Below are 2,405 nucleotides of genomic sequence, written 5' to 3'. Positions count from 1 at the left end.
TCGTCCGCGCCGGGCGCCCCCGGCAGTGGGTGAAGAACGTCCTCGTCGTCGCGCCCCTGCTGCCCGCCGGCGCCGCCCAGCTCAGCGGGCACGCCTTCGCCGGGGCGGGGGTCGCCTTCGGCGTCTTCTGCCTCGTCGCCAGCGCCATCTACATGGTCAACGACGTGCGGGACGTGGAGGCCGACCGGGCCCACCCCCGCAAGCGCTTCCGGCCCATCGCCTCCGGCGCGGTGTCCCCGCGCGCCGCCTCCACCGCCGCGGTCGTGCTGCTCGTCGTCGCCCTGGCGCTGTCGGCGCTGTGGGACACCGACCTGCTGGTCGTCATGGCCGTCTACACCGCCATCCAGCTCGCGTACTGCTTCGGCGTCAAGCACGAACCGGTCATCGAGCTGGCCTGCGTCGCCTCCGGCTTCCTGCTGCGGGCGCTGGCCGGCGGCACCGCGGCGGGCATCCCGCTGTCGACGTGGTTCCTGATGACCACCGCGTTCGGGTCGCTGTTCATGGCCTCCGGCAAGCGCTACGCCGAGGCGCGGCAGGGCGAGCTCACCGGCCGGCAGGTGCGCCGCGTCGTGCAGCGCTACACCGCCACCTACCTGCGCTTCGTGTGGACGCTGTCGGCCACCGTCGTCGTCACGGCCTACTCGCTGTGGGCCTTCACCGTGCTGGCCAACGGCAGCGCGCGCTGGGCGCAGCTGTCCATCGTGCCGTTCGTCCTGGCGATCATGCGCTACGCCGTCGACGTCGACCGCGGCGAGGCGGAGGAGCCCGAGGAGATCGCGCTGCACGACCGGGTGCTGTTCGTGCTCGCCCTCGGCTGGGTGGCCGTCCTGCTGCTGGCGGTGTACCTGTGACCCCCGAGCCGGCACCCGGGCCGGCCCCCGCCGGCGTGCTGCGCCGGCTGGGGCAGCACCACCGCTACGGCGAGGTCTTCCGCTTCCTCCTCACCGGCGGGCTGGCCTACGCCGCCGACGTCGTCATCTTCAACGTCCTGATCCTCTTCACCGACACCGACCACATCGTCGCCCGGGTGATCTCCAGCATCGTCGCCATCGGCATCGCCTTCCTCGGCAGCCGCTACTACACGTGGGCGCACCGGCGCAGCGAGCACCCGGGCCGCGAGTATGCGATGTTCGTGGTCCTCAGCGCAGTCGCAGCCGGAATCCAGGTGGGGTGCCTTTGGCTGTCACACGACCTCATGGGCCTCACGAGCCCCTTGGCGGACAACATCTCCAGCAACGTCATCGGGATGGCGCTGGCGATGGTCTTCCGCTTCCTCACCTTCCGGTCCCTGGTGTTCCCCGACCGCTCCTGACACCGCGCCGCCCACCCACCCCCCGGTGGTTGCCGGCCGCGCTGCCGGTGGCCCTCGGCATCGCCTGGTGCGCGTTCGTCGTGCTCACCCACTTCTCCGCCCAGGGCTGGCAGCCCGGCTACGACATCGCCATCTACCGCCGCGGTGGGGCCGACCTGCTCGCCGGCCGCGACCTGTACCTCGCCGCCACCGCCCGCGGCCACTACTTCGTCTACCCGCCGCTGGCGGCCGTGCTCCTCGCGCCGCTGCTGCTGCTGCCGCCCTGGCTGGCGCTGCTGGTGTGGGACGCGGTGCTCGTGGCGGCCGTCGTGCTCGCCGTCCGCCTGCTGGTGCGCATCGTCGCCCCCGGCGGCAGCGGCCTCGCCGCGGGCCTCGCCATCGGCGCCGTGCTGCTGAGCGACCCCTTCAAGGAAGCCGTGGTCCTCGGCCAGATCAGCCCGCTCGTCGTGCTCGGCCTCGTCGTCGGCTGCGCCCTCGGCGGGCGCACCGGCGCGGTGCTGGCCGCGCTGGCCGGCGCGGTCAAGGTGACCCCCGCCCTCGTGCTCACCGCCGCCGCCCAGCCCGCCGCCCGCCGCCGCTTCGCGGTCCCCGTCGCCGTCGCCGGTGCGCTGCTCACCCTCGTCGGCGGGCTGGCCGCGTTCGCCTCCTGGCGGCACTACTTCACCGACCTGCTGTGGAACTCCGCCCGCGTCGCCGAGCCGGACACCCCCTCGAACAACTCCCTCGCCGGGGGCCTCGCGCACGCGGGGGTGCCCAACGACGCCGCCCTCGTCGTGGCCGGGGTGCTGGCGGTGCCGCTCGTCGGGCTGCTGCTCGTCGCCGCCCGGCGCAGCGACTGGGACCTGCCCCACCACCGGCTGCGCTTCGGCCTGCTCGTGGCGCTCGTCGCGGTCCTCGTCACCCCCGTCGCGTGGAGCCACCACGCCCTCGCCGCGCCCCTGGCGGCGGTGCTCGTCGCCGCCACCCGGCCCCCGCGCCGGTTGCTGCTGGCGGTGCTGGGCCTGGGGCTGCTGCCGTGGCTGCTGCCGGTGCTGGAGGCCGCGGCGGACCTGCGCGGCGGCTGGCGGGTGCTGACCCCACCGCTGGCGCTGAC

3 protein-coding genes are annotated in these 2,405 nt (G+C 74.5%); all 3 read left to right on the top strand.

The window, feature by feature from the left end:
* On the top strand, window positions 1-851 hold an 851-nt coding region (locus tag ABEB16_RS17760; RefSeq protein ID WP_345713548.1), incomplete at its 5' end, for a decaprenyl-phosphate phosphoribosyltransferase.
* Window positions 848-1,312 (top strand): GtrA family protein, encoded by a 465-nt coding sequence (locus ABEB16_RS17755; protein ID WP_345713547.1) that lies wholly within the window; start codon window positions 848-850, stop codon window positions 1,310-1,312. The genes ABEB16_RS17760 and ABEB16_RS17755, both read left to right, overlap by 4 nt.
* 29 nt (window positions 1,313-1,341) lie before the next feature.
* The coding region (locus ABEB16_RS17750; RefSeq protein ID WP_345713546.1) for a glycosyltransferase 87 family protein at window positions 1,342-2,405 on the top strand (1,064 nt) is incomplete at its 3' end.

The sequence above is a fragment of the Kineococcus glutinatus genome (assembly GCF_039542765.1).
In the GTDB taxonomy this organism is placed as follows: domain Bacteria; phylum Actinomycetota; class Actinomycetes; order Actinomycetales; family Kineococcaceae; genus Kineococcus_A; species Kineococcus_A glutinatus.
This window is presented reverse-complemented; position numbering and strand designations above follow the sequence as displayed.